Raw genomic sequence first — 24,734 nt, forward strand, 5'->3', positions numbered from 1 at the left:
CGGACGGGCGACGGGCGACGGGCGACGGGCGACGGGCGACGGGCGACGGGCGACGGGCGACGGGCGACGGGCGACGGGCGACGGGCGACGGGCGACGGGCGACGGTGCTGCTTGCCGCCCGTTCAGCGGTGGCCCTCTACCGCCTGTTGGACACTCTCCCCGCGCTGTCGGGTGATGACCGGATCACTCGGCTCTTCACCCTCATGCCGGGCTCCGATTTCGGGGTCGACGTACTTTCCGTCATCGAGGACGTCGGCGGGAGGCTGGTGCCCTGGAGCGAGGCGTGTTCACGCTCGTACGACCTGGTCCTCGCGGCCAGCCCGAAAGGCGACCTGCATCTGCTCCGCGGCCGGCATGTGCTGTTGCCGCATGGTGCCGGGTACAACAAGTCGATTCCCGGGGAGGGTTCGGACTCGGCGTCCGGGCTCGATCCCGCGTTCCTCCTCCGTGACGGCGGTGTTGCCGCGCCCGTAGCCCTCCACGCGGTCGCCCATCCCGACCAGGTCGCGCGGCTCGCCGCGGTCGACCGGCGAGCCGCCGACCGGGCCAAGGTCGTCGGCGACCCCACGCTGGAGCGTGTCCTCGCCTCTCGCCCATTGCGTGAGCGTTACCGTGCGGCACTGGGTACGGGAGCACGCAGGCTTGTCGTGCTGGTCTCCACCTGGGGGCCGGAGTCGCTGCTGCGGCGGCACCCTGATCTGCCGGTCCGGCTGGCCGCCCGGCTTCCCCAGGACGAATACCAACTGGCACTGGTCGTACACCCCAATGAGCACAGTCTGCTCGGCACGTACGAACTGGCCGAGCGGCTCGCACCCGCCCTCGACGCCGGCATGGTCCTGGCGAGCCCCCACGAGGAGTGGGCGTCCCTCCTGATCGCCGCCGATGCGCTGGTCACCGACCACGGCTCCGCGGCGCTGTACTACTGCGCCGCGGAGGACCGGCCCGCTGTGAGCGTCTACCAGGACGGGATCGAGCTGATACCGGGCAGTCCCATGCACGCGCTCCTGCGCCGGATACCGCGGCTGGGCTCCGCCGAGTCACTGGAGGAGGACCTCCGTGCCTACCGGCCGGGCACAGGCCAGGAGGTCGCTCGGGCGGCCTTCGCACACCAGGGAAGAGCACTGTCCCTGCTGCGGACCGAACTGTACGCACTCCTCGGCCTGACACCCCCGGCCCTTGCCGGTCCGCCCCGGGTCCTGCCCCCACCTGGCCCCGCCGACCGCGCACCCGCGGCGTTCGACGTGGACGTGGACGCCGACGTGAACGGCAAGAGCCTCCGCATCGCCCGGCGCCCCGTCGGAATCGGCTCGCCCGGACATCACCTGACCGCGGAGTACGGAGCCGCGAGCGAAGCGCTCGTCCGCTCGGCGGGGCTGCTGTACCGGCGCCCGCTCCCCCTCTCCGACACCCGGTCAGGGCAGTCCTGGACCTCGGACGGGTGGACCCGGCACGTGTTGTCCGCGTATCCGGGCTGCCGTTCGGCCGCGGCGATCCTGTCCTCGGGCCTGGTTCTGTTCCGGACACGCGGACACGCGGAGGCATACGCCGTCCAGGCAGAGCCCCGGTACGAAGGCGGCCGAGTGACACGCGTCGACCCGGCCGCAGCGGCGTCGGCAGTCCACGCCTGGTTTCTGCGCCGCTCCCCCGCCGCCCCTGTCGCTCCGAGCCGTCTGAGCTGCGTCATCGGCAACCGCGCCTTCGCCCTCGTCCTGCGCCCGGCCACGGGCGCCGAAGCGGCGGAGCCCTTCTGATCCAGCCGTCTACTCGCCCAGACCGTTGTGCCGCCGGATGTCACGGACGGCAGCACGATGCTCCGCGGCCTCGGCGCTCCGCCCCTCGCTCTGCGCCAACTCGGCCATCGCCTCATGGACACGGGCCTGGTCGAAGCCCGACCGCCGCCGGCGGGCGGCTCGCAGCGACTCCTCGTACAACGGGCGGGCCTGAGCCGTACGGCCGAGGCGGCACAGCACCCCGGCGAGCGCGAAGCCCGTACGACGGGTCATCCTCTCGCGCTCCTGCGCCACGGCCAGGCCGTGTGCCTCGGCGAGCAGTTCGTACGCCTCCTCCAGCTCACCGAGCTTCGCTCTGGCCTCACCCAGCCGATATGTCTGGAGCATGGCACCGTAGGGGTTGGGAATCGCCAGGTGCATCCGGCGCGACCGTGCGAACTCGGCCGCGGCGGAGGCCCATTCACCCCGGGCTCCGTCGAGCATGCCCCGGAACTCGACCAGTGATGCGGCGAGCTTGCGGTCCCGCTCGCCGTCTCCGAGCCCCCCGAGCGCCGCTTCGGCGTTGTCGAGCTGGTCCTCCGCCTCACTCACCAGGCCGGCCTCCCACAGGTGACGGGCGAGCTGGCATCGCGTGCGCACCGACCAGGCCGGCCGGGCGCCGTCGCGGACCGCGGACGCGACGGCCAGCCTCAAGACCCCGATGACATCGGACTGATGGGGATGGTCCAGTGCGTACGTCCACACGACCTCGGACAGAGCCACCACCTCGGCGTCCATCCCGCGCTCGTGGGCCATGCGCAGGGCCGCGAACAGCACATGGCGCTCCTCGTACAGCCAGGCGGACGCCCGGTCGGAACGCGCGGCCTTCTCCGTGGGGTCGGCCGTCCCCCTCGGATCCTCCAACGGAACGTCCGGTGCCTCGGCCAGAGCGGCGAACTCGTCACCGACGATGAGCCGGGGACCGGCGGCGAACCGGTCGGCCCGCTGGAACTGCCTGACGAGCCAGCGCAGAAGCCTCCTGAGCCCCTCCTCCGCCTCACCCTCCTCGGCATCCCGGCGTGACCGCCGCACGGCGTGAGCGCGCAGGGGACCGGGCAGGCGCATCCGTCCGTCCGACGAGGACAGCATCTCGCTCAGGTCCAGCAGACCGGCTCTGTCCAGTTCCTCGAGCGCGCCTTCGCACTCCTCGGGCCCCAGGCCCAGCAGCGCCGTGGCGGAATCCAGCGTGAAGGTCGTCGAGGGATGGTGCGGCAGCAGGCGGTAGAGCAGGGCAGCGGTGGAGGACAGACCCTCGTAGACGGTGTCCCAGAACCGCTCCACGCCGGGGACGCCCCTCTCCTCCCATTCGTTCTGCAACTGCGGGACGAGGCGGGACAGCGGCCTCAGCCGATGCCTGCGCACCCACCCGCCCGCGACGTGCAGCGCCGCCGGCATACCTTCGCACAGGCGCACCAGCGTCCTTACGGACTCGGGATCGGCCGCCAGCCTGGGATCCTGCACGACCAGTTCCAGCAGCTCGGTCGCCGCCCACTCCTCCAGCGGCGGCAGTGTGATCCCGAGAGCGGCTCCGTCCTCCAGGTCACGCAGCGGGCTGTGACTGGTGACGATCACCAGGCTCTCGCCCGACGCCGGCAGCAGCGGGACGATCTCCGACGCGTACCGCGCGTTGTCCACGATCAGGATCAGCCGCACCTCGGCGGTCCTGCTCCAGTACTGGTTGCACCGCGCCTTGAACTGCGTCGAGACGAAGGCCGGCTCCACGTCGAGGGATTCCAGCAACTGCGCGAGCACGTCACCGGGATCCGCCGCACCACCCACCCGGAAGTCGTCGAGGTCCACGGACAGAACCCCGTCGGGGAACTCGTCACGGAGTACGCGGGCGAACAGACGGGCCAGCTCCGTCTTCCCCATGCCCTGCGGCCCGCTGAGCGTCACGAGCAAGGGTCGGGAACGCCCTGTCCACTCCCTCACCGCACGCAGCACGCGCTCTCTCTGCTCGTCGCGGTCGACGAAACACGCCGGCTCAGGAGGAAGCTGCACTCTCATGGGTCCGTCCCAGCCCTTCGCGTTGTCGTCCCGGTCATCCAAAGGCGCGACCGAAAGAGGCTCCGCTCCGGAGCGTCCTCGCCTGAGCGCCTCGTTCGCCTGACGCCCCACTTTAAGGGCGAAGTGATGAGCACAGGACCAAGTAGCTGCTTCTCCAGCCGACTTCGCTCACGACAGGCACTCAGTGGTGCCAGTTCCGGCGCACGCTCCCCCTCCGGCCCGTCGCGGGGGCCGCGTCCGCGTGCGCAGTGGTCCAGGCGGCTGTCCCGCCAGGGCAGGCTCCGGACCTTCTCGTGCGGTCCGGGGTGGTTCCGCTTCACCACGGTCGAGTGGCGGGCTCCGTGTTCGTGCAGGCAGGTTGCGCGGTCGTGCTGGGCGCGGACCGCGTCGGCGATGGCCCGCCTTGCGGGCAGGGCGCGAAGGTCACCGGCACACGCCCCCGGGCGCTCCCTGACCGTGATCGGCTGCACCACGACAAGGGCCGCCGTCGGCGGTCTCGGGCAGGCACGGACTCGTCGCTCGCCTCGACGCCGGTCATGCCGGGACGCGCTCGTCGAGGTCCTCCGAAGAGGCCCAACGGCCGGTGAGGCGCCCCGTACGCCGCGACCGCCGGCGCCGCACGGGGACGTGCCTCCCGTGCGAGCGAGCGTGTGAGAACTATGGCTCCGCGCTTCGTTCGCTTGTATCGTCCTCCCCGCTCGGCGACGAGAACCATGTTCGACATCTCGTACTTGCTGTTCTGTGTGATCACGTGACCGCCCCAGCCCCCGACAGCAGACACGGCCCGTGTGCCGCACCGATCTCTGCGGCCGCTGCCGGTAGCGCACGCGCAAGACGCCGTACGTCATGTTCGCGCGACTCCGTACAGGCGCCCCATCCCAGGAGGACAGGTGTCATTCACTCAGTACCCGAAGGCGGTACGGCGGCTTCTCCTGCTCGCCCTCGCCCTCGTCACCGCGATTGGCATGAACCTGATAGCCACTTCTCGGGCCGAAGCCGCGCCCGGGCCCTCCTTCACCAACCCCGTGGTCGATGTGCCGAACAGCGCCGATCCGACGTTGGTGTACCACGACGGCTTCTACTACTACGTGGCGACCACCTGGTCGTCCGACGTCGTCATGCGCAGATCGCCGACCGTCGCCGGTCTGCGCAGCGCCCCGGAGCGGGTGGTCTTCCGCACCGGCGGGACACAGATGTGGGCGCCGCACCTGGAGAGGGTGGGCGACCGCTGGTACCTGTACTACTCGGTGGAGCAGTGCTGCGCGCCCCGCCGCACGCACGTCCTGGAGAGCGCCGGGTCCGATCCGCTCGGCCCGTACACCGATCGCGGCATCGTCAATCTCATGCCCGACAACGGATGGGCGATCGACGCGAGCCTGCTGCGCCTCAACGGGCGTCTCTACATGACGTTCTCCGCGTTCTCTCCGCAGGACGACCTGCAGTCGCTCTACATCGCGCCGATGACGAACCCGTGGACGGCCGGCGCGTACGGAACGCGGATCTCGGCTCCGACGCTCGCCTGGGAACGGCAGGACGGAGCGGTCAACGAGGGATCGTTCGCCCTGCAGCGCAACGGCCGCACCTTCCTGACGTACTCGGCCAGCCACTGCAACGGCCCCAACTACAAGCTGGGCATGCTGGAGTACCGCGGCGGTGACCCGCTCGCCGCGGCCTCGTGGTCCAAGCACCCGGAACCGATCTTCCAGCGCAACGACGCCGCCGGGGTGTTCGGTCCCGGACACCACTCGTTCTTCACCTCCCCCGACGGCACCGAGACCTGGATCGCCTACCACGCGAACTCCTCGGCGAGCCAAGGCTGCGGCACCACCCGCACGACCCGGGTGCAGAAGATCTCCTGGAACGCGGACGGCACCCCGAACCTCGGCGCCCCGGTGTCGACATCGGCCGTTCTCCAGGGTCCCTCGGGCGAGACCGCCGTCCCGGCGGCAGCACCGCTGGTCGTCCGCAACCGCCACAGCGGCCTGTGCCTGGACGACAAGGACTGGGCCACCGCGGCCGGCTCCCCGGTCCAGCAATGGACCTGCAACGGCCTGGCCGTCCAGGACTGGTCCCTGACACCCGCCGGTGACGGGTACCACCAGATCCGCAACCGGCACAGCGGCCTGTGCCTGGACAACTACGACTGGGCCACCGCACCGGGCTCCGAGGTCCGCCAATGGACCTGCAACGGCACCGCGGTCCAGCAGTGGCGGGTGACACCGGCGGCAGACGGCTACTCCACACTCACCAACCGGCACAGCGGCCTGTGCCTGGACAACTACAACTGGGCCACCGCACCGGGCTCCGAGGTCCGCCAATGGACCTGCAACGGCAACAACGCCCAGCAATGGAGCCTCACCTGACCCCCGCGCTCGGCCACGGGCGGCCGGCCCCGAACGGGAAAGCGACCGCACGTCCCGAGGGCGCCCCGTGCACCGGCCCCGCCGTCACCTACGCCCCGCCACGCGGGCGCCTCGCACCGAACCCGACACCGTGCTCGTGTCGCTGCTGCAAGGCATCGAACTCGGCACCGGGGGAAGGGGAGTCGCCGATCGTGGCCCGGTCACGGGTGATCCCGGCCGAGAACCCGTCCATCAGGGGTTTCTCCGATGCGCGGGACCGCCCGGCCCGCGGTCGGCGTCACCGGCCCGGAGCACACTCCGTGACGACGCCGCCCGCCGGCCCGGTCATCACCACGATCAGCCCCGGTTTCCGGGCAAGTCGAGTCCGTGCGCAACGTATTGACGTCGTCCGCCCGACCGTCTAGATATGACTGCGCAGACATGACAGCGCAGTCATACGGTCGCCGGAACGGGACGGCCGTCGGATCCGGGAAGGCTCCATGACACGAACGGAACCGCGGAGCGGCAGTTCCCCCGCGCCGCGCAGTGCGGATGTGGCACGTCTGGCCGGTGTGTCGCAGAAGACGGTGTCGCGCGTCCTCAACGGCGAGCGATACGTCTCCGCCGACGTGCGCCGACGCGTCCTGGAGGCCGCCGCGGCGCTCGGCTACCGGCGCAACAACGCGGCCCGGGCCCTGGCCTCGGGCCGGACCTGCTCCCTCGGCGTGGTCACCCTCGGCACGGCCCTGTACGGACCGGCCTCCCTGCTCATGGGCATCGAGCGGGCCGTTCGGGACAGCGGGTACGCGCTGCGCGTGGTCAACACGGTCGAAGGGGACCCGGCGGGCATCGCCGGGGCCGTGCACACCCTGCTCGACCAGGGCGTGGACGGGATCGTCATCTCCGAACCCATCGACGAGGGCGAGATGCCGATGCGCGTCGAGGTGCCGACCCTGGTCTTCGGCGCGCCCGCGCCGTTCACCGCGCCCAGCCTGGTGACGGCGGGTTCCGTCGCCGACACCATGGCGCGGGTGGCGACGGAACACCTGCTGGAACTCGGCCATCTGACGGTGCACCACGTCGCGGGCCCGCAGCGGTGGTACGCGGCACGGGACCGGCTGGCCGGCTGGCGGGCGGCCCTCGATGCGCACGGCCGCGAGGAGCCGCCGATCGTCGAGGGCGACTGGTCGGCCGCGTCCGGGTACGAGGCCGGGCGCGTCCTCGCCGCCGATCCCCGGGTGACCGCGGTGTTCGCGGCCAACGACGACATGGCGATCGGCCTGATCCGGGCGATGACCGAAGCGGGGCGGCAGGTGCCGCGGGACGTCAGCGTCGTCGGGTTCGACGACAGCCCGGTGGCCGGGTTCGTGACACCGCCCCTGACCACCGTGCGGCAGCCCTTCGACACGGTCGCACAGGACGGGCTCAAGCGTCTGGTCCACGCCATCGAGAGTCCGGACGCCGCCCCGCTGCCGGTGTGCGATCCGTCCGTCGACCTCGTGGTACGCGCGTCCACGGCTCCCCCGGCACCGCCCGCCGTGTCCGCGTGACACCCCTCGCACCACGGCGAGCCGGCTGCGCCCCTCGCCGCTCCTCCTCCGTCCCGACGAGCCCCGGCTGGAGTTCGCCATGCCCGGAACCTCCCCCTCCCCTGCGTCGCCGAGCCGCAGGCGCCTGCTCGCCGCCGCCACCGCCGTCCCCCTGGGTGCCGCACTCGCCGCGTGCGGGCGCGCCGAACCCGTCGATCCCCCGGCGCGCCCGCTCTCCGCGTCCGACATCGCCGAGGCCCTCACCGAACCGGCCGAGCTGACGTTCTGGACGTGGGTGCCGGGCATCGAGAAGGAGGTCGCCCTCTTCGAGAAGAAGCACCCCGCGATCAAGGTCCGGGTCGTCAACGCGGGACAGGGCGCCACCCACTACTCCAAACTGCGCACCGCGCTGCGGGCGGGCCGCGGCGCCCCCGACGTCGTGCAGATCGAGTACCAGGCCATTCCGTCCTTCACGATCACCGACAGCCTCCTCGATCTCGCCCCGTACGGCGCGTCACGGCTCGGCGACACCTTCACCGAGTCGGCGTGGGGGCAGGTCACCGGGCCCGGCGGTGAGGTGTGGGCGATCCCGCAGGACACCGGGCCGATGGGGATGCTGTACCGCAAGGACATCTTCGACCGGCACCGCCTCCGGCCCCCGCGCACCTGGGCCGAGTTCGCCGAGACGGCCCGCGTCCTGCACCGCGCCGACCCGGGGGTGCAGCTGACCAACGTCGCGCCGAACGAGACGGCGGCCTGGCACGGCCTGATGTGGCAGGCGGGAGCGCGCCCGTACGCGCGATCCGGGCGACGGGGCCACATCACCGTGAACGTCGACGACCGTGTCTCCCGCGAGCTGGGCGCCTACTGGGACGGCCTGGTGCGCGAGGGCGTCATCGGCACGACACCGGACTTCACCGACGCCTGGTACGCGGCGCTCGACCAGGGCCGTTACGCCACCTGGATCACCGCGGCATGGGGCCCGGTGTTCCTGTCCGGGTCGGCGAAGGGCACGGCCGGCAAGTGGCGGGCGGCGCCGCTGCCGCAGTGGGACGCCTCGGCGTCCGTCTCCGGGAACTGGGGCGGCTCGACGACCGCCGTCACCCGCACGACGCGGCACCCCGTCGCCGCCGCCCGGTTCGCCCAGTTCCTCAACACCGATGCGGCGAGCACCCGGATGTTCACCACCGAGCAGTTCTTCTTCCCGGCGACCAAGGCCCTGCTCGCGGACCCTTCCTTCACCGGCGACGCCCCCGATTTCTACGGCGGCCAGCACGTCAACAAGGTCTTCGCCGACATCTCCGCCACCGTGGACCCCGCCTTCCAGTGGCCGCCGTTCCTGGACCAGGTGACGACCGACTGGGTGGAGACCGTCGGCACCTCGCTCGCCGACCGCTCCGGCACCGTCCCCGCGCTCGCCCGCTGGCAGTCCCGCATCACCGCGTACGCCCGCGGCCAGGGCTTCACCGTCGCCACCGCCACCTCCTGACCACCCGCAGAAAGGCCCGCCGATGAGCGTCACCACCGCGGCCCGCACGACCGGGCCCCCCTCGCGACGGCACCGCCCCCGCACCGCGGGCCCGATGTTCGTCGCCCCGTTCCTGGTGCTGTTCCTGCTCCTGTTCCTGGCGCCGCTCGGCTACGCCGCCTATCTCAGTCTGTTCCGCGAGCGTCTGATCGGCGGCTCGGTCTTCGTCGGCCTCGACAACTACGCGACGGCGCTCCAGGACTCCCTGTTCCTGGAGGGGGTCGGCCGCGTCGCCCTGTTCTTCGTGCTCCAGGTGCCGGTGATGCTGCTGCTCGCCGTCGCCCTCGCGCTCGTCCTCGACAGCGGACTCCTGCGGTTCGCCCGTGCCGTCCGGCTCGGCGCGTTCGTGCCGTACGCCGTCCCGGGTGTCATCGCGACCCTCATGTGGGGGTACCTGTACGGCCCCGACTTCGGACCGATCGCCCAGGCGGGCCGCCACCTGCACGTCTCCGTACCCGACCTCCTCAGCGACTCCTGGATGCTCGGCAGTCTGGCGAACATCGTGACCTGGGAGTTCACCGGGTACAACATGATCATCCTGTACGCGGCGCTGCGCACGGTGCCGCAGGAGCTGTACGAGGCCGCCGCCATGGACGGCGCGGGTGCCTGGCGGATCGCCTGGTCGGTCAAGCTCCCCGCGCTGCGGCCGGCCCTCGGCCTGTGCCTGCTGTTCTCCGTGATCGGCAGCTTCCAGCTCTTCAACGAGCCGAGCCTGCTGCAGCGCGTGGCGCCCAACGTCATCGACAGCGCCTACACCGCGAACCTGTACGCCTATTCCCTCGCCTTCACCGGCCAGCAGGTCAACTACGCGGCCACGGTGTCCTTCCTCCTGGGTCTGGTCACCGTCGTCGTCTCCTACGCCGTCCTGCTCACCGTCCACCGCAGGAGCAAGCGATGACCACGACAGCCGTGCGGGCCGAGGACGCCGAGGCGGCCGGTCCCCTGGGCCCGCGTCCTCTCCGCCGGGCCCGCTCCCGTCGCAGCACCCCGCTGACCATCGCCGCGCTCGCCGTCCTCGCGTACTTCCTGATCCCTCTGGTCTGGCTGGTGATCGCCTCGACCAAGAGCACCCAGGACCTGTTCGGCTCCTTCGGCCTGTGGTTCTCCGACTCGCCGCAGCCGCTGGCGAACCTGCGCCGCACCCTCACCCACGACGACGGTGTCTTCGTGCGCTGGCTGCTCAACACCGCCTGGTACGCGGGCCTGAGCGCGCTCGGCGCGGCACTGCTGGCCGCGGCCGCCGGGTACGGGTTCGCCAAGTACCGGTTCCGGGGCGACCGGCTCGCCTTCAACCTCGTGCTCGGCGCGGTGATGGTCCCCACCACGGCCCTGGCCATCCCCACCTACCTCCTCTTCGCCAACTTCGGCCTGGTCAACACCCCTTGGGCCGTCATCCTGCCGTCACTGGTCAGCCCCTTCGGTCTCTACCTGATGCGGATCTACGCCCAGGACGCCGTGCCGGACAGCCTCGTCGAGGCCGCCCGGATGGACGGCGCGGGCGAGCTGCGCATCTTCCTGCGCATCGCGCTCCGGCTCCTCGCCCCCGGCCTGGTGACCGTCGTCCTGTTCACGCTGGTCGCGACGTGGAACAACTACTTCCTGCCGTTGATCATGCTCAACGACCCGCGCCAGTACCCGCTCACCGTGGGGCTTTCCTCCTGGGCGGCCCAGGCGCAGAACGGCGGCGCCGGGGCCAGCAGCGAGATGCTCGCGCTCGTGGTGACCGGCTCGCTGATCTCCGTCGTGCCGCTCGTCGTGGCGTTCCTGATGCTCCAGCGGTACTGGCAGAGCGGCCTGGCCGCCGGCGGCGTCAAGCAGTGACTCCCCCTACCCGTACGGAGGTTCAGTTCTGTGAAGCGTGTGCACGCCGCCCTGCCCGACCGGGTCCTGTTCGGTGCCGCCTACTACTACGAGTACCAGCCGCACGAGGCCTCCGAGGAACGTCTCAGGACCGATCTCGATCTGATGGCCGACGCGCACTTCACCGTCATCCGGGTCGGTGAGTCGGTGTGGTCGACCTGGGAGCCGGACAACGGCCGCTTCGACCTCGACTGGCTGCGGCCGGTCCTCGACGGAGCCCATGAGCGCGGCATCTCCGTCATCCTCGGCACGCCGACCTACGCGGTCCCGCCGTGGCTGGCCCGTCAGTACCCGGAGATCGCGGGTGAGCGGGCCACCGGGCAGCGCATCGGCTGGGGCGCACGGCAGGAGGCCGACTTCACCCACCCGGCCTTCCGCTTCCACGCCGAACGCGTCATCCGCAGGATCGCGGCCCGGTACGCCGGCCACCCGGCCGTGATCGGCTTCCAGGTCGACAACGAACCGGGGCTCGAACTGCTCCACAACCACGGCGTGTTCCAGCGTTTCGTCGACCATCTGCGCGACCGGTACGGCGACGTGGAGACCCTCAACCGCGAGTGGGGCCTGGTCTACTGGTCGCACCGCCTGTCCACCTGGGCGGATCTGTGGACTCCGGACGGCAACGCGCAGCCCCAGTACGACGTCGCCTGGCGGGAGTTCCAGGCCCGGCAGGTGACGGAGTTCATCGGCTGGCAGGCCGGACTCGTGCGCGAGTACGCCCGCCCCGGACAGTTCGTCACCACGTGCATCTCCTACACCCGCCCCGCCGTCGAGGACGACGAGCTCACCGACCGGCTCGACATCGCCGCGGGCAACCCGTACTACGCGATGCAGGACGGCCTCGCGCTGCCCGCACCGCCGGAGCAGGACTCGGGCCACGGCGACCGGTGGCAGACGTCCGGCGTCCACGCGCTCCACCAGAGCGCCGACCGGATGTTCGCCTCGCGCCAGGAGCCGTTCCTGGTGACGGAGACCAACGCCCAGTCCATCGGCGGCCCCTGGGAGAACCGGCCCGGTTTCGACGGCCAGTGGCGTCAGGCGGCCTGGGCGCTCGTCGGCCGCGGCGCCCGCATGATCGAGTACTGGCACTGGCACACCCTGCACTTCGGCGCCGAGACGTACTGGGGCGGTGTCCTGCCGCACACCGGGCGGCCGGGCCGCACGTACGCCGAGCTCGCCCGCCTGGGCGCCGAGTTCGAGACCGCGGGACCGCTCGTCGCGGGACTCGTCCCGGACCATGACATCACGCTCGTGTACTCCACACCGAGCAAGTGGCTGATGCAGAAGCACCCGCCGCTGGCCGCCCCCGACGGCGGCCCGGACCCGGCCGCGTACCACCGCATCCTCGACCCCTTCCACCGCGGCGCCTTCGACGCGGGCCGCCAGGTCCGCATCGTCCACGCCCGCCGGCTGCACGACCCGCGCGGCGAACGTCCCGGCATGACACCGGAGGCGGCCGCACACCGTCACCCAGTGCTGGTCGCACCCGCGCTGTACCTGACGGCCGACTCGACCCTGGAGTGGCTCGCCGCCTACGCCCACGCGGGCGGGCACCTCGTGCTCGGGCCGCGCACCGGCTACGCCGATCAGGAGGCGCGGGCCCGCCGTGAGCCGGCACCCGGCGGCCCGCTCGCCGCCGCGGCCGGTGTGACCTACGACGAATTCAGCAACCTCCAGGGCTCTCTGCCGGTCCGGCAGTCCGGCGGCGGTCTCGAACTGCCCGCGGGGTCGACGGCGACGCGCTGGGTGGACGGCCTCACCGTCACCGACCCGGGGACCACCGTGCTCGCCACCTACGCCCACCCGCACTTCGGCCGCTGGCCCGCGGCCACCACCCGCCGCCACGGCGCCGGCCGTGTCACCGTGGTCGGCACCGTCCCGGGCCGCGCGCTCGCCCGCTCGCTCGCCGCGTGGCTGGCCCCCGCCGCCCGCCACGGCTGGGGGGACCTGCCGCCCACGGTCACCGTGTCCACGGGCCGCGCCGAGTCGTCCCGCGTCCACATCGTGCACAACTGGAGCTGGGAGCCGGCCCGCGTCGCCGTCCCCGCCGACCTGACCGACGTCCTGGACGGCACCGCCCTCCCCGCGGGCACCGACCTCACGCTCGGCGCCTGGGACGTACGGGTGCTCACCGACCGATCCGCCTGACACCCCGCAGAGGGGCACACCGTGCGAAAAACCCTCCGCAGAACCGAAACCGTCCTCGCCGCCGTCGCCGCGCTCCTGGCCCTGCCGCCGGCGACCGCGCACGGCTGCAACCCGACGGGTGGCATTCTCCACCGGCTGCCGGACGACGAGCCCGGTCCGGTCGGGGAACGCCTGGTGCGAGGGCCGCCTCACCCGGCTCGGGCGACCGCACCGCCATGCGGGCCAGCGCCTCGCCCACACCCGTCGGCGCGACCGTCGCACAGGTACGGGGGTGCGCCGCCGGTCACCGCCGTGACCGCTAGTCGGCGATCCGCACGTAGAACTTGTCGTTGCTGTGGTCCGGGTACGGCAGCCCCGCGTCCCACGCCAGGATCCGGTCGTCCCTGAAGTACCAGGGGAGCATTCCGCCGGCGGAGGAGTTGTGCGAGCTGGTGACGGCCCGCACGGAGAAGTCCCAGTCCGCGCTCGCCGCGCCCTCGCGGGTCGCCCGGAACGGGAACTCGTCGCACTGCTGAGTGCTGGTGTCCGGCCGCGGGTTCAGCCCGTTGGCGGCGTACAGGGTGGCGTACTTGCCCGTGCCGTAGCAGGCGCCGTCCTTCCCGGCTCGCCGACGTCGTACTTCGCGTCGTCGGTGAAGAACTCCATGTGCGCGCCGTTCGCGGACACCTTGTCACGCCCGGTGCCGGACGAGGCGAGGTTGTTCACGTTCCAGTAGTTCCACAGCAGGTTGTTGTTCCAGTTGCCCCACATCAGGGTTGCGGGGCTGCGGGTGGTGGTGGTGCCCAGGTGGTCACCGCGCCGGCCGGTGATCTCGTCCTTCTCGTAGTACTCCGCCGTGATCGGCACACGGGAACAGTGCGTGTACCGGTCGAAGTAGACGCTGAACGTGCCGGACCGGGCGAAGCACTGCCCGGCCAGGTCGGCCGGGGGCGCGGTGCCGATGGGGTGTCCCGCGGACATCGCCGGCACTCCGGAGGACCCGGTCGGCGGCGCGGCCACCGGGGCGTTGCCGGACTTCTTGGCGCGGGCCCGGTCACGGGCTTCCTCGATCTGCTTCCGGGTGAGCTCGAACGTCACCTTCACCGGCTCGACCGCGGTCGTCGCCTGCAGCGGCACGAGCGCGCGGGCACTCGGTGAGGACGGTACGGGCTCGGGTGTTCCGGCGACGGCCGTGGGCGCGGGCAGCAGCATCAGACCCGCCGCCATGGCCATGCCTGTCCGGACGCGTTTGCGTGAAATCACGTATCTCCCTTGAGGGTTGTCATCCCGCCTGGTGTGCACGGGGCGCACAGCCGCAGGACCCCAGGCGAGAGAATCAGGCGAGGTAAAGGCGGATCAAAGGCCGACGAGCGGCGGTCGACTCCCGCCGGGGACACGAACGGTCGACACCGGCGGGACGGGTGTCCTCCGGGGTCCGGACGTCGGCGGGACGGGACCGCCCAAGGGGCCGTGGAGGGGCTGTCCATTCCTTGGACGCCCTTGCGGGTGCCCGCAATACGCCTCTGACCTGCGAGGAGACCCCGGTCGCGCGGGAGGGGCGGAGAGGCGGACTTGATCTTTCCCGCCGCGGATGCCAACGTACTGGCGCCGCCTGGCACCGACCACCCAACTCGGCCAGCCCCGGCGCTACTTGAGGCCTATCCGGCCGCGCAGCAGAGGGTGCGGCAGCCCGCACCGGTGTCGGACCGTCTTGTTCGCCGGGGGGCTCATGCGGAACTCAGATGTGCTCACACCGGGACTCACGTACCTGCCGCCGGGTGTCCGCGGGGCCTTGCCGCCCGCCGCACGGCCGTTGCCGGAGGTGTCGCGCACACGTCCCGCCGTCTCACGGTCCGCGCTCCGCGGAGAAGAGCCGGACGCAGTCCCGCCGCACCGACGCCCCGCCGCACCGATGCCCCGCCACGACGCCGCCCCGCCGCGTTCGTGCGCCGCGGCCGAGGTGCCCGCGCACGGCGCCGCGCGCCGACAGCAGCAGGATGTGCCGCTGTCCGCGCACCGGCCGATGTGCCTGTGCCCCGGTTCCGGAAGACTGAGAAACGCTCCAGGAGAAGCAGTGAGATACACCCTCGCGTCCGCCCTCGGCCAGATCTCGGACGGGCTGACAGCCAGCTACGCGACCCTGCCCGCCGACACCTATCTGCAGCACGACCGCTGCTTCCGGTTCCGCGCCTTCGGCGAGGCCACGGTGAAGGGCCGGTCCTTCCTGTGGGACGACGAACCCGGGTCGTTCTTCCAGAGCGAGAACGTCAACGGCTACGCGGGAGGGGTGGAACGCCGGTTCGCCCCGCTGCCCGAGGCCGGCCGCGCATTCGCCGAGGCGCTGGTGAACTCCGCCGCCACCCGTGCGCTGGTGGCGGAGGAGGAGTTCCGGATCGGCTGCCACCAGATCCGTATCACCGCCGACGACGAGACGGTCGGCCTGCCCGCGCCCGAGGGTTTCCACCAGGACGGGTTCGACCTGATCGCGGTCGCCTGCATCGGGACCACGAACGTCAGCGGAGGGATCTCCCTCGTCCGCGACCGGGACAGCGAGGAGGTCATCGTCGAACGCGTCATGGCCCCCGGCGAGGTGCTGTTCCTCGCCGACCGGGAAGTGGTGCACTACGTCAGCCCCGTCACCCCGAAGATCCCGGGGGAGACCGCCCACCGCGACGTGTTCGTCACCACCTTCGCCCTCGGAGGCGAGCACTGATGCCGGGCGCGCAGCGGACGCCGGAGGACCCGGCGGGCCGGATCGCCACCTACACCATCCAGGAGTGGCTGTTCAGCCGTGCCCAGGGCCGCTTCGACCTCGATCTCGCCGAGAGCGGCGTGCAGTTCCAGCATGTCAGGGACCTGCCATTGGATGGCGACTGGGAGCTGGACTACAGCCTCGACCGGGGAACGCCCGAACTCCGCGCCCGGGTCGCCGCGGTGTACGGCAGTACCGGGTACCCGGCAGGTGACGGCCGGGACGTGATGATCACGCACGGTGCCCAGGAGGCCCTGTACCTCCTCTACCGCTCGCTCCTGTCGCCCGGTGACCACGTGGTGGCGACCGCCCCCGGCTGGCAGCAGGCGTGGGAGGTGCCCGCCCACATGGGCTGCGAGGTCACCGTCCTCGACCAGCGGCCCGGCACCCCCTTCGACGTCGACGCCCTGACGCGCGCCGTCTCCCCGCGCACGCGCCTGCTCATCCTCAACAGCCCGGGTAATCCCTCGGGCCGCTCGCTGAGCGAGGCGGAGTGGGAAGGAGTGCTCCGGGTGGCCGGCGAGCACGGCCTGTGGGTCGTCAACGACGAGGAGTACCTCCTCGACTTCTCGGCCTCCGTCGTACACCGCTACGCGCGGTCGGTGTCCGTCTCCGGGCTCTCCAAGGTCTACGGACTCCCCGCCCTGCGCATCGGCTGGGCCACGGGTCCCGCCGAGCTGATCGAGCGGATGGTCAACTACAAGCGCTACACCACCGTGTCCAACTCCCTGGCCTGGGAGCGAGCCGCCGCACTGGTCCTGGCGGACCGGGAGCGCCACCTCGCCCGGTACCACGGCCTGGTCGGGCCCGGCCTCGTGCGGCTGCGCGAGTTCGCCGCCGCGCACGAGGGCCTGGTCGAGCTGGTGGAGCCGGCCACCACCCCCTTCGCCTGGCTCCATCTCGACCCGTCCGTCGAGTCGGCCGAGTTCGCCGAACGGCTCCTCGAACGGCAGCGGATGCTGGTCATGCCGGCTGAGGTCTTCGGTGCCCGGCACGGTCTGAGGATCAGCTTCGCGCGGCCCCACGAGGTGCTCGAGGAGGGCCTGAAGCGGCTTTCGGCCGAACTCGGAGACCTCCGGTGAGCACGGAGAACCTCCCCTCTCACGCGGAGCGCGAGGCGACGGGCCTGCTGCCCGGCGAGCCGTCCGCCGGCTCGCCGGGCCGGCCCGCCGCCGAAGGCTCCGGCCTGCGCGCGGACCTGGCCGCCGCGCTCCGGTACACGGTGCCGGTGGCCATGGGCTACCTGCCGCTCGGCGCCGCCTTCGGACTGCTCCTGGTCAGCTCCGGGCTGCCCTGGTTCTGGGCGCCCGTCACGGCCCTGGTGGTGTTCGCGGGTTCGCTGGAGTTCCTGGCCGTCACCATGATCACGTCCGGTCTGGCGCTCCCCGCCATCGCGCTGACCACGTTCCTCGTGAATTTCCGGCACGTCTTCTACGGGCTGTCGTTCCCGCTGCATCTGCTGACCGGCCGGATGCAGCGGGCGTACGGAGTGTTCGCGCTCACCGACGAGACGTACTCGCTGCTCACCAGCCGGCCCGAGGCCGCGGCGAACGGCCGCAGGGTCACTCTCATCCAACTGCTCAGCCACGCCTACTGGATAGGCGGCAGCCTCGCCGGAGCGCTCGCCTCGACCGCCCTGCCCGACGAGGTGTCGGGGGTCGAGTTCGCCCTCACCGCGCTGTTCGTCGTCCTGGCCTGGGACCACGTGCGCAAGCGGGTCAACCGGAGGCCGGTGGCATACGGTCTGCTGGCCTCGGCCGTCGCCTGGGTGCTGGGCGGCGACCAGTTCCTGACCGTCGCCGTCGTCGTCTTCCTGGCCCTGCTCGCTCTCGACTTCGCCGTGAGAGGAAGGCCCCGTGCCTGAGACCTCCTACGTCATGGGGGCCGTCCTCGTGATGGCCGTGGTGACCCTCGCCCTGAGGTCGGCCCCGTTCCTGCTGCTCAGGAACGTCTCCTCGTCGCCGTTGCTCGGCTACCTCAGTACGGCGCTGCCTCCCGGGATCATGGTGATCCTCGTCGTCTACACCGTCCGCGGAGTGGAGTTCGACCGCTATCCGTACGGCCTGCCGGCCATCGCCGGCATCGCCGTGTGCGCCGGTCTCTACCACTGGCGCGGCAACCCCCTCCTCGCGATCGTGCTGGGAACGGGTGCCCACATGGCGCTGCTCCACTTCCTGGCCTGAGAGCCGTGGTCGTACCGATTCGATCCGACCGGCGCGCACGGCTCCGCGTGCGCACGCCGTCACAGGAGGGCTGATTGATGCAGAGACTGCTACTCGTAGGGGTGGGCCTGACCGGACGGCCCTACGTCGCCGCCGCCCGGCGGCTCGGGGTGCGTCTCCACGTGGTGGAGACGGAGCAGCAGGCCGCGACGCTGACCGGCGAGGCCGACGACCTCACGGTGTCCCGCGGCATGTCCGACGAGGCGTGGTACGAGGCGGTGAGCGAGGCGGTGCGCACCGCCCGGCCCGACGGTGTGGTCGCCTTCAGCGAGCCGCATGTTCTGGCCGCCGCGCTGATCGCGGACGAACTCGGCCTGCCCGGGCCCTCGTTGAGGGCCGCCGCGCTGTCCCGCAACAAGGCGTTGCAGCGGGCGCGGTTCGCCGCGGCCGGGATAGGCCAGCCCGATTTCCTGGTGACCGAGCGGCCGGCGGACGCCCGCGCGTGGGCGGCCGAGCACATGCCCGTGGTGATCAAGCCGCTGTCCTCCGCGGGCAGTTCGGGGGTCGAGCTCGTGGCCGACCCGGCCGCGTACGACGAAGCCGCCGTACGCCGGGACGGCGAGGGCAGGCTTCTGGTGGAGCGGGCCGTGACCGGACCGGAGTACAGCTGGGAGGCGCTCGTCCGTGAGGGCAAGGTGTGGTGCGCCAACCTGACCGCGAAGGAGACCACCGGCCCGCCGCACTTCGTCGAGACGGCGCACCGCACGGTGGCCGACGTGTCCGGTGGCGAACAGGACGTGGTGGCTCGGCTCGGCGCGGACGTCATCGAGGCCATGGGCGTCGACACGGGCCTGGTCCACCTGGAGTTCCGGCTGACCGCGAGCGGGCCGGCGGTCATGGAGGTGGCGGTGCGCACCCCGGGCGACCGGCTCATGGACCTGCTGGGGATGGCGTACGGCGTCGACTGGTACGAGATGGTCATCCGTGCGGCGCTCGGCAGGGAGCTGCCCGAACCGCCCACCGCCTCGTGCCGCACGGCGAGTTACCTGCCCTCGGCACGGCCGGGAACGGTCACCGGGATCCAGGGGCTCGACGAGGTCCTGGCGCATCCGCACGTGGTGGAGGCGGCGGTGAGCGTCGCCCCGGGCGACGAGGTGGCGCCGCTGAGGTCGTCCGCCGGCCGGGTCGGCCACGTCCTGCTGCGGGCACCGGATGCGCAGACGCTGCGGTCCGCGCTCGACGACGTGCGCGGCACGCTGCACGTGCGGACCCGGCAGGACGGGCCGCGACGGGATTCAGGTCCCAGCATCTGAGAATTTCGAGAGCTTTATTGATCAGCGCCTGCGGCGCCCGGTAATTTCATCGCGGATCACCGCCTTACGGGGATCTCCGAAGCTTGCGCGGCGGCATCGCCGTATTTGATCGGCACACCATCGGGGGAGACGTTGTCGAAATTACCCATGTTTCGGGCATCTGTCGCCGCACACCGGCCGGCACGAACGGCCGACGCGACATGAGGGCACAGGTCCTCACCGAGATCCCCGGTGACGCCTCCAGGAAACTGCTCGGTGAACAGGCCGCCGTCGAATCCTCGGCGCGCGCCTATCCGCGGCTCACGCCGATCGCCGTCGCCGGCGGGTCGGGCGCATACCTCACCGACGCCGACGGCAACGTCTTCCTGGATTTCCTCACCGGCGCGGGTGTGCTGGCGCTCGGCCACAACCACCCCGAGCTGCTGCGCGCGGCGCAGGACCAGCTCCAGGTCAGCACCCACGCGCTGGACTTCCCCACCGAGGCCAAACAGGACTTCACCCGGGCACTCCTGCGGATGCTGCCCGAGCCGATGCGCGACAAGACGAGGATCCACTTCTGTGGTCCCACCGGAGCGGACGGGGTCGAGGCGGCGCTCAAACTGTGCAAGACGCACACGGGACGAAGCGGCGCCGTCTCCTTCCACGGGGGATTCCACGGCAGTACACAGAGCACCTTGGGACTGACCGGTCTGCGGGCCTCGAAGGACCTTCCGGGGAATCCGTCCATTTCCTCCTTCTTTCCGTACTCGTACTGCCACAAGTGTCCGATCGGACTCTCCCCCGACAGTTGTTCGGTGAATTGCATCCAGTATCTGGAGAACATGCTGAACGACCCCAACGGAGGAACCCCGCGGCCTGCTGCGGTAATTCTCGAACTGGTACAGGGCGAGGGCGGTGTCATTCCGGCGCGCCCGGAGTTCGTCCGCCGGCTCAGAGATCTGACGGACGAACTCGGCATTCCGCTGGTCGTCGACGAGGTGCAGACCGGATGCGGCCGCACCGGCACCTGGTACGCCTTCGAGCAGTACGGCATCGAACCCGATGTGATCGTCTCGTCGAAGGCGCTCGGCGGCGGCCACCCCGTATCGGTGATCCTCTACCGGGAGGAGTTCGACCGCTGGCAGCCGGCCGCGCACACCGGCACCTTCCGCGGCAACCAGCTCGCCTTCGCGGCAGGCGCGGCACAGATCCGCGTGATGGAGCGCGACGGCGTTCTCGGCAACGTCCGCGAGGTCGGCGCCCACCTGGAGCAGGGCCTGCGCCGGCTGCAGGAGCGGTACGGCTTCATCGGTGAGGTCAGGGGTCTCGGCCTCATGCTCGGCATGGAGTTCGCGCCGCTCGGCCCCTGGACGGCCGGCGAAGTGGTCGACCGCGTCCGGAAGGCCGCGCTCCGGCGGGGGCTGATCTTCGAGCCCGCCGGACGCGGCGGCTGCGTCGCCCGCCTCCTCCCCCCGCTCAACCTGACCCGGGAAGAGGCGGACGAGGCGCTGGACATCCTGACGGCCGCCGTCGCGGAAGCGGCGGAGCCGGCCCGGGCCCCGCGAGGCCACGATGGACACTGACCCGAAGCACCTGAAGGTGCTGAAGTTCGGCGGGTCCTCGTTCCTCGACCTGTCCGACTACACGACCGTCGCCGCCTTCCTGACCAGGATGCTCTCCTGCGCCGACACCAGGATCGCCGTCGTGGTGAGCGGCATGTCGGGAAGCACCGGGCGGCTGCTCGAAGCCGCCCGGAGCATCGATCCGCACCTGCAGCCGCAGGTCCAGGACCAGGTGCTGGCCACGGCCGAGATGGTCAGCGCGTCGTTCCTGCGGGCCGCGCTGCACGCGGCCGGCTGCCCGGCCACCGATCTGTGGGCGCCGCAGGCGGGCATCCACAGCGACGGCGTGGCCGCTCAGGCCCGGATCGTGTCCGTCGACCCCCGACCGCTCCTGGACGCCTTCGCCTCGCACCGGGTGGTCGTGGTCGCCGGCGGCCAGGCGATGGACGCCGGCAACCGCATCACCATGCTCGGGCGCAACAGCTCGGACCTCACCGCGGTCGCGGTCGCGGCCGGACTGAGGACCGGACGGTGCGACATCTTCGGCGACACGCCCGGGGTGTTCACCACCGATCCGCACGTGGTGCCGTCGGCCCGGCTGATGCCGCAGCTGACCTACCGCCAGTGCCGTGGGATGTCCGAGTCGGGCGCGAAGGTGCTGCACTGGGGCGCCGTCCGGTACGCGCAGGAGCACGGCGTCGTGATCCGCTGCCGGCAGGTGGCCGCGGCGCTCTCGGGAGGGGACGAACCGGGCACCGCCGTGGGCGCGGGGCCGGGAGACACCGCCGTCGTGGGCGATGCGCGGGTCCGGTTGTACCGGCTGCCCCCGGGCCGCGACATCGCCGCGGCGATATCGGACCTGAGCGACGTCAATCTCCTGGCACACGCCGTCGAGCACCGGGGCACCACCCTGCTCGCGTTCCCCGTCGGGCAGGAACCGGGCCGCGCGCTCGCCGAGTCCGGCCTGGACGCGGAACCGGTCGACGGCCTCGGCATGGTCTCGGTGGTGGCTCCGGACGGTGCCGTCACAAGACGGCTCGTCGCCCTTGACGCCGTCGACAGCACCGTCCGCTCCCTGCACGAGGAGATCCACGGAACGTCCGCGCTCCCGGGGCACAGCCAGGTGCCGTCCAAGGCGCGGTCGCGGTACAGCGGTCTGCTGCTCGGCGCACCCGGCTCGGCCGTCGACGCCGACGCGTTCATCGCCGCGGGCCGGGAGCGGCCGTGCGGATGATGCTCGGCCTCCTCGTCACGGCGGTGTGGGGCCTCAGCTTCTCGATGATCAAGATCGCGCAGGAGACCTTCGACCCGTTGTTCCTGCTGGTCCTGAGATTCGTGCTGTGCTTCCTGCCGGCGGTGTTCTTCGTCCGGCGCCCGCAGGTGCCGGCGCGCGTGCTCGTCGCCTACGGTCTCGCGTTCGGGATCGGCCAGTTCGGCCTGCTGTTCTTCGGCATCAAGGCGGGGCTCTCCCCCGGCCTGGCCTCCGTGGTGCTGCAGCTCCAGGTGTTCTTCACGATCGCCTTCAGCGCCCTGGCCCTGAAGGAACGGATGACCCGAGGCCAGGTGGCGGGTCTTCTCCTGGGGTTCGCCGGCGTGGTCCTGGTCGGCGCGATCGACGAGGGAACGGTCACCGTCCTCGGCCTCGTGCTGGTCGTCTGCGCGGCCATGTCCTGGGGCGCGGCCAACCTCGTCGTCAAGAAGGCGGGCCGGGCGGACCCGCTCGCCCTGATCGTGTGGTCGAGTCCGGTGCCGGCGGCGATCCTGCTGCCCTGCGCGCTCGCCGTCGAGGGTTACGAGTCGATCGAGTCGTCGGTGCACGACATGAGCTGGACGTCCTTCGGGGCGCTGCTCTTCATCGCGTACCCCACGACGGTCATCGGCTACTCCCTCTGGAACGTCCTTCTGCAGCGGTACGACGCGGGCCGCGTCGCGCCGCTCACCCTGCTCGTCCCCGTCTTCGGTCTGGCGTCGTCGATGTTGATCTTCGACGAACGGATCACCCTGCCCAAGGCCGTGGCCTGCGGGCTGCTCGTCCTCGGGCTCTGCGTGAACCAGCTCAGCGTGCGGCGCGGGCCGGTTCCTGCCGCCGCCCGGTGACCACCGGCCGCGCCGAGCGGTCACCAAGCACGTCAAGTGACCGGCAAGCACGTCAAGTCGTCTCAAGCAAGGGAGAAATGCCATGAGCAAAGTGGCTGTTCTGACCAATGACCTGCAGTACGAGCTGGTCAACAAGAACCCGGAGCGGCTGCGCGCCGTGACGGAGTCCATTCCCCGTTTCACCGCGTTCCTCGCCGGCATCCGCGAGCGCGGGCACCACGTCGTGCACCTGCAGATCGTCAACCTGCCGGACGACCCGAACGCGGAGCGCTGGGCCGACGGCTACCTGCCGGTCGAGAAGGGCACGCCGGGCGCCGAGATCATGACCGAGTTCCTCGACGATTCGGACATCGTGGTCGAGAAGCACAAGGACAGCGGGTTCTACGAGACGGACCTGCACGACCGTCTCCAGGCGCTGGGCGTGTCCACCGTGATCGTCACCGGCATGCAGACCCAGATCTGCGTGCAGACCACCGCGGCCGACGCGTTCTTCCGCGGCTACAACGTCTGGGTCCCGTCCGACTGTGTCGTCTCCGCCCACGAAGCCGACCGCCGGCGTGCCCTCGAATGGCTGGACGGCTACTGCGCCACGGTGTCGGACTCCGCGGACATCCTGCGGATCCTGGACGCCCAGGGCGAGCTCCCGCGCAAGGAGGTCGTGACCCCGTGACCGCCGCACCCGCTCTGTCCGACGTGGACACCGTCGTCCTCGACCACGGCACCGGCGCCCGGCGCAGCCGGGAGCTCGTGGAACTGATCGCCGCGACCCTCGGTGACGCCTACACCGGCGAGATGGAGGACAGCGCGATCCTGTCCGTGGACGGTTCCCGGATAGCCGTCACCACCGATTCGTTCGTCGTGGACCCGATCCTCTTCGGCAACGGCGACATCGGCAAGATCGCCGTCTGCGGCACCGTCAACGACCTCGCCGTCGCCGGTGCCCGCCCGCTCTACCTCACCCTCGGCATGATCCTCGAGGACGGGCTTCCCCTGTCCACCCTGGTGCGCGTGCTCACCTCGATCCGGGACACCGCGAAGGAGGCCGGCGTCGTGATCGTGGCCGGCGACACCAAGGTCGTCCGCAAGGGCGAGGCCGACCAGATCTACCTCAACACGACCGGGGTCGGCGTCTTCGAGCGTCCACCGCTGCGCATGCGCGACGTGCGGCCGGGCGACAAGGTGATCCTCAGCGGCCCCATCGGCAACCACACCGTGCACCTGCTCTCGATCCGCGAGGGCCTCGGCTTCGAGACCCGGGTGCTCAGCGACTGCGCACCGCTCAACGGGATGCTGGCCGGTGTGCTCGAAGCCACGGGCGGGGAAGGCGTCCACTCCGTCCGCGACGTCACCCGCGGCGGCCTCAACGCCGTGCTCAACGAGTACGCGTCGCTGCTCGGCAGGACCGTCCTGGTCGACGAACCGGCGCTTCCGGTGCAGGCCGAGACCCATATGGCCATGGACATGCTCGGTGTCAGCCCGCTCAACGCCGCCAACGAGGGCTGTGTCTGCCTGTTCGTCGACCCGTCGGTGGCGGACACCGTCATGGAGACGCTGCGCAGCCACCCCTACGGCACGGGCGCCGCGGTGATCGGCGAGGTCACCGACGAACCGGAGCCGCGGGTCCTGCTGCAGGACGCCGAGGGCCGGCGCGAGACGCTCGCCGAACTCGCCGGAGCCGAGCTGCCCAGGCTCTGCTGAGCCGGTCCG

20 protein-coding genes are annotated in these 24,734 nt (G+C 71.3%); 17 read left to right on the forward strand and 3 right to left on the reverse strand.

Going from position 1 to position 24,734, the window contains the following annotated elements; all coding sequences use genetic code 11:
* Positions 1 to 104: 104 nt before the first annotated feature.
* Positions 105 to 1,751, forward strand: a complete 1,647-nt coding sequence (locus ACFYOJ_RS14490; protein WP_388597002.1) for a translation initiation factor 2 — start codon at positions 105 to 107, stop codon at positions 1,749 to 1,751.
* Positions 1,752 to 1,760: 9 nt separating this feature from the next.
* Here the strand turns inward: ACFYOJ_RS14490 and ACFYOJ_RS14495 are convergent, their stop codons facing one another.
* Positions 1,761 to 3,665: an AAA family ATPase gene (locus tag ACFYOJ_RS14495; protein WP_356551209.1), complete on the reverse strand. Its 1,905-nt coding sequence runs from the start codon at positions 3,663 to 3,665 to the stop codon at positions 1,761 to 1,763.
* A gap of 1,001 nt (positions 3,666 to 4,666) precedes the next feature.
* Here ACFYOJ_RS14495 and ACFYOJ_RS14500 point away from each other — a divergent pair.
* The 6 genes from ACFYOJ_RS14500 to ACFYOJ_RS14525 all read left to right on the forward strand — a co-directional run bounded on the left by ACFYOJ_RS14500 (position 4,667) and on the right by ACFYOJ_RS14525 (position 13,183).
* Positions 4,667 to 6,139: a family 43 glycosylhydrolase gene (locus ACFYOJ_RS14500; protein WP_356551082.1), complete on the forward strand. Its 1,473-nt coding sequence runs from the start codon at positions 4,667 to 4,669 to the stop codon at positions 6,137 to 6,139.
* A gap of 479 nt (positions 6,140 to 6,618) precedes the next feature.
* Entirely contained in the window at positions 6,619 to 7,668 is a 1,050-nt protein-coding gene (locus ACFYOJ_RS14505) for a LacI family DNA-binding transcriptional regulator (RefSeq protein ID WP_356551080.1), read from the forward strand.
* Between the two features lie 79 nt (positions 7,669 to 7,747).
* Positions 7,748 to 9,136, forward strand: coding sequence for an extracellular solute-binding protein (locus ACFYOJ_RS14510; RefSeq protein WP_356551079.1), 1,389 nt, complete (start codon positions 7,748 to 7,750; stop codon positions 9,134 to 9,136).
* A 22-nt stretch (positions 9,137 to 9,158) separates the two neighbouring features.
* Positions 9,159 to 10,073, forward strand: a complete 915-nt coding sequence (locus tag ACFYOJ_RS14515; protein WP_356551078.1) for a sugar ABC transporter permease — start codon at positions 9,159 to 9,161, stop codon at positions 10,071 to 10,073.
* On the forward strand, positions 10,070 to 10,996 hold the full coding sequence (locus ACFYOJ_RS14520; RefSeq protein WP_356551077.1) for a carbohydrate ABC transporter permease: 927 nt from the start codon (positions 10,070 to 10,072) through the stop codon (positions 10,994 to 10,996). Before ACFYOJ_RS14515 ends, ACFYOJ_RS14520 begins: the two co-directional genes overlap by 4 nt.
* Before the next feature lie 30 nt (positions 10,997 to 11,026).
* A complete protein-coding gene (locus ACFYOJ_RS14525) occupies positions 11,027 to 13,183 on the forward strand; it encodes a beta-galactosidase (RefSeq protein WP_356551075.1) in 2,157 nt (718 codons plus the stop codon).
* 298 nt (positions 13,184 to 13,481) lie between these two features.
* Here the strand turns inward: ACFYOJ_RS14525 and ACFYOJ_RS14530 are convergent, their stop codons facing one another.
* Complete coding sequence (locus tag ACFYOJ_RS14530; protein WP_388597005.1) at positions 13,482 to 13,742, reverse strand: NucA/NucB deoxyribonuclease domain-containing protein; 261 nt, start codon at positions 13,740 to 13,742, stop codon at positions 13,482 to 13,484.
* Positions 13,721 to 14,425: a hypothetical protein gene (locus tag ACFYOJ_RS14535; protein WP_356551073.1), complete on the reverse strand. Its 705-nt coding sequence runs from the start codon at positions 14,423 to 14,425 to the stop codon at positions 13,721 to 13,723. Before ACFYOJ_RS14535 ends, ACFYOJ_RS14530 begins: the two co-directional genes overlap by 22 nt.
* A gap of 811 nt (positions 14,426 to 15,236) precedes the next feature.
* Here ACFYOJ_RS14535 and ACFYOJ_RS14540 point away from each other — a divergent pair.
* From ACFYOJ_RS14540 to hypE, 10 genes are all read left to right on the forward strand, one after another.
* Complete coding sequence (locus ACFYOJ_RS14540; protein ID WP_356551071.1) at positions 15,237 to 15,875, forward strand: 2OG-Fe dioxygenase family protein; 639 nt, start codon at positions 15,237 to 15,239, stop codon at positions 15,873 to 15,875.
* The gene (locus ACFYOJ_RS14545) at positions 15,875 to 16,996 is read left to right on the forward strand and encodes a pyridoxal phosphate-dependent aminotransferase (protein ID WP_356551070.1); all 1,122 of its coding nucleotides are present in this window, start codon (positions 15,875 to 15,877) and stop codon (positions 16,994 to 16,996) included. The genes ACFYOJ_RS14540 and ACFYOJ_RS14545 overlap by 1 nt, the downstream gene beginning before the upstream one ends.
* Positions 16,993 to 17,778 carry an AzlC family ABC transporter permease gene (locus ACFYOJ_RS14550; RefSeq protein ID WP_356551069.1) on the forward strand — a complete coding sequence of 262 codons (786 nt, stop codon included), beginning with the start codon at positions 16,993 to 16,995 and terminating at the stop codon, positions 17,776 to 17,778. The genes ACFYOJ_RS14545 and ACFYOJ_RS14550 overlap by 4 nt, the downstream gene beginning before the upstream one ends.
* On the forward strand, positions 17,771 to 18,097 hold the full coding sequence (locus tag ACFYOJ_RS14555; RefSeq protein WP_356551068.1) for an AzlD domain-containing protein: 327 nt from the start codon (positions 17,771 to 17,773) through the stop codon (positions 18,095 to 18,097). The genes ACFYOJ_RS14550 and ACFYOJ_RS14555 overlap by 8 nt, the downstream gene beginning before the upstream one ends.
* Positions 18,098 to 18,174: 77 nt before the next feature.
* A complete protein-coding gene (locus ACFYOJ_RS14560) occupies positions 18,175 to 19,389 on the forward strand; it encodes an ATP-grasp domain-containing protein (RefSeq protein WP_356551066.1) in 1,215 nt (404 codons plus the stop codon).
* A gap of 200 nt (positions 19,390 to 19,589) precedes the next feature.
* Positions 19,590 to 20,951 carry an aspartate aminotransferase family protein gene (locus ACFYOJ_RS14565; RefSeq protein ID WP_388596926.1) on the forward strand — a complete coding sequence of 454 codons (1,362 nt, stop codon included), beginning with the start codon at positions 19,590 to 19,592 and terminating at the stop codon, positions 20,949 to 20,951.
* Complete coding sequence (locus ACFYOJ_RS14570; RefSeq protein ID WP_356551063.1) at positions 20,941 to 22,164, forward strand: hypothetical protein; 1,224 nt, start codon at positions 20,941 to 20,943, stop codon at positions 22,162 to 22,164. Before ACFYOJ_RS14565 ends, ACFYOJ_RS14570 begins: the two co-directional genes overlap by 11 nt.
* The gene (locus tag ACFYOJ_RS14575; protein WP_356551208.1) at positions 22,161 to 23,027 is read left to right on the forward strand and encodes an EamA family transporter; all 867 of its coding nucleotides are present in this window, start codon (positions 22,161 to 22,163) and stop codon (positions 23,025 to 23,027) included. Before ACFYOJ_RS14570 ends, ACFYOJ_RS14575 begins: the two co-directional genes overlap by 4 nt.
* Before the next feature lie 82 nt (positions 23,028 to 23,109).
* On the forward strand, positions 23,110 to 23,697 hold the full coding sequence (locus ACFYOJ_RS14580; RefSeq protein WP_356551062.1) for an isochorismatase family cysteine hydrolase: 588 nt from the start codon (positions 23,110 to 23,112) through the stop codon (positions 23,695 to 23,697).
* Positions 23,694 to 24,725: a hydrogenase expression/formation protein HypE gene (hypE, locus tag ACFYOJ_RS14585; protein ID WP_356551061.1), complete on the forward strand. Its 1,032-nt coding sequence runs from the start codon at positions 23,694 to 23,696 to the stop codon at positions 24,723 to 24,725. The genes ACFYOJ_RS14580 and hypE overlap by 4 nt, the downstream gene beginning before the upstream one ends.
* Positions 24,726 to 24,734 lie beyond the last annotated feature (9 nt).

Origin of the sequence: Streptomyces sp. NPDC006384 (genome assembly GCF_042870695.1) — a bacterium.
Classification (GTDB): domain Bacteria; phylum Actinomycetota; class Actinomycetes; order Streptomycetales; family Streptomycetaceae; genus Streptomyces.

Excerpts from the sequence above, each read along its gene's own strand:
- ACFYOJ_RS14510 (WP_356551079.1), top strand. The coding sequence starts at position 7,748 with ATGCCCGGAACCTCCCCCTCCCCTGCGTCGCCGAGCCGCAGGCGCCTG.
- ACFYOJ_RS14580 (WP_356551062.1), top strand. The coding sequence starts at position 23,110 with ATGAGCAAAGTGGCTGTTCTGACCAATGACCTGCAGTACGAGCTGGTC.
- ACFYOJ_RS14520 (WP_356551077.1), top strand. The coding sequence starts at position 10,070 with ATGACCACGACAGCCGTGCGGGCCGAGGACGCCGAGGCGGCCGGTCCC.
- ACFYOJ_RS14545 (WP_356551070.1), top strand. The coding sequence starts at position 15,875 with ATGCCGGGCGCGCAGCGGACGCCGGAGGACCCGGCGGGCCGGATCGCC.
- ACFYOJ_RS14515 (WP_356551078.1), top strand. The coding sequence starts at position 9,159 with ATGAGCGTCACCACCGCGGCCCGCACGACCGGGCCCCCCTCGCGACGG.
- ACFYOJ_RS14575 (WP_356551208.1), top strand. The coding sequence starts at position 22,161 with ATGATGCTCGGCCTCCTCGTCACGGCGGTGTGGGGCCTCAGCTTCTCG.
- ACFYOJ_RS14570 (WP_356551063.1), top strand. The coding sequence starts at position 20,941 with ATGGACACTGACCCGAAGCACCTGAAGGTGCTGAAGTTCGGCGGGTCC.
- ACFYOJ_RS14505 (WP_356551080.1), top strand. The coding sequence starts at position 6,619 with ATGACACGAACGGAACCGCGGAGCGGCAGTTCCCCCGCGCCGCGCAGT.
- ACFYOJ_RS14560 (WP_356551066.1), top strand. The coding sequence starts at position 18,175 with ATGCAGAGACTGCTACTCGTAGGGGTGGGCCTGACCGGACGGCCCTAC.
- ACFYOJ_RS14565 (WP_388596926.1), top strand. The coding sequence starts at position 19,590 with ATGAGGGCACAGGTCCTCACCGAGATCCCCGGTGACGCCTCCAGGAAA.